This window comes from Myxococcus sp. CA039A, assembly GCF_013336645.1.
In the GTDB taxonomy this organism is placed as follows: Bacteria; Myxococcota; Myxococcia; order Myxococcales; family Myxococcaceae; genus Myxococcus; species Myxococcus llanfairpwllgwyngyllgogerychwyrndrobwllllantysiliogogogochensis.
In genome coordinates this window covers 1-1,938 of record NZ_JABUMQ010000620.1, presented here as the reverse complement: position 1 = coordinate 1,938, position 1,938 = coordinate 1, and the positions used below count along the sequence as shown (strand labels likewise).

The 1,938-nt window shown below is 70.2% G+C and carries 2 protein-coding genes; both read right to left on the bottom strand.

Translation table 11 applies throughout. The annotated features are described in order from the left end of the window. On the bottom strand, positions 1-905 hold a 905-nt coding region (rtcA, locus tag HR086_RS46445), incomplete at its 3' end, for an RNA 3'-terminal phosphate cyclase (protein WP_174468866.1). 126 nt (positions 906-1,031) lie between these two features. After that, on the bottom strand, positions 1,032-1,938 hold a 907-nt coding region (locus HR086_RS46440; protein WP_174468865.1), incomplete at its 5' end, for a CocE/NonD family hydrolase.

Here is a 1,938-nt window from a genome sequence, read left to right as displayed (position 1 = left end):
GCTGGCAGGAGGATCCGATCCGCCAGCGACTCGTCCAGCGCGCCCCCCGTCTCCATGAAGCGCGCCAGCGCCTCGCCGGCCTCCCGCCCCACGTCCTCGGCGGGACGCCCCTTCTCCCCCAGCGCGGTGAAGCCGGCGATGGTGTGCTCGAACTGCGCCAGCACGAACGTCACCGTGCCCAGCGAACGGCTCACCGGCAGCGGGCGATTCTCCGCCTCGGCCAGGATGCCCTTCTCCCGCAGCACCGCCACGGCGGCGCGCGACTGCCGCTCGGCGATGGCGAACGGCAGGCCCCCCACGAATGACGAGACGTGTACCTCGCGCAGCATCCCCCGCGCGGGCAACTCCACCAGCCGGGGCGGCTCCTGCGGCGGAAAGACGTGGGCGACCATCTCCCCCGCGCCCTCTGGATAGAACCCCGCCTGCGTCATCGTGAGGTGCACGGGGAGCCCATACGCGTGGGCCACCGGCTGCCACACCGTCGCGACATAGTGGAAGCTCGGGCTGTGCGGCAGATGCGTCCCGCCCCGCAACGTGAGCTTTCCGCCCCCCGCCAGGGCCAGGGGATAGACGAGGCACTGGAAGATGAGCGGCGTGCTGCCCGCCGTGCCGACCTCCAGCAGATAGTCCCCCGCGCGCACGGTGCCGGGAGTGAAGGACAACTCGGAGGCGCCCACCGTGGCGCCCTCGCTGGTGCCACCCAGTGCCTCGGCGCCGCGCACGCAGGCCAGGTGCTGGGGACGCAACCCCGGAGGCTCCCGCCGCGAACGCAGGTGGGTGATGTGAAACGGCCGTCCGGTGATGAGTGACAGCGACAACGCCGAGCGGAGGATCTGCCCTCCCCCCTCGCCCTCACTCCCGTCGAGCCGCACCGGCCCACTCCCGGGCCCCTCGGTGCCAGTCATGACCCTCCCATCCCTCCGTGCGGGCGGAAACGTAACAGGAACGGGACGGATATCCCGCCCCGTCACGCTCCCTTCGAGCGCGAGCGGACGGTGCCAAACAGATGCACCGCCTCGCCCTCGCGGACCTCAGTTGCCCTGTGCGTCCAGCGCCGGCAGCACGCCCACCTTGACGGAGCTCGGGTGCGCCGCGGAGTGGTACACGCGGTGGAAGGCGCGCGTGAAGTCCGCCTCCTTCGCCTCGAAGATGTTGGGCACGTACGTCTGCGGGTTGCGGTCGATGAACGGGAACCAGCTCGACTGGACCTGGATCATCACCCGGTGCCCCTTCTGGAACGTGTGGAAGACGTCGTTGATGGTGAAGCGCACCTTCGACACCTCACCGGGCTTGAAGGCCTTGGGCTCGCTGTAGCTGTCGCGGAAGCGGCCGCGGAACGGCTCGCCGCGAACAAGCGTCTGCTGACCACCCCGGTTCTTCTCGCCCTTCTCCGCGTCGCTCCGACTCCAGCCGCGCGGCTTGCCGGGATTCACATCCACCAGCTTCACCACCCAGTCCGCGTCCGAGCCCGTCGTGGAAACCCACAGGTCCGCCTCCAGCGGGCCCGCCAGCGTGAGGTCCTGCTCCAGGGGCTCGGTCTCGAACACCAGCACGTCCGGCCGGCTCGCGACGAAGCGCTGGTCCTCCGCCATGTAGTTCTTGCTCCAGCGCGTCGTGATCTCCTGCGTGTACGGCACCGGCTTGGCCGGGTCGCTGATGTACTCCGCGAACGACTCCGTCGTCCCCGTGGGCGCCTTCATGGACAGCCCGCCCTTGGGCTGGAAGAACAGCCGCGTCTCACGCAGCCCCTTCGGCGGCCAGCTCTCGAGCTGTCGCCAGCGATTGGCGCCCGTCTCGAACACCAGCGCCTCCGGCACCGCCGCCTTCTCGCCGCCCTTGAGGTGCTGCTTGAAGAAGGCCAGGCCCAGCTCCTGGTACGCGTCCGACGTGCGGAAGCCGAACTCGGCGTCACCCAGGCTGGAGCCCTCGGTGCCCACC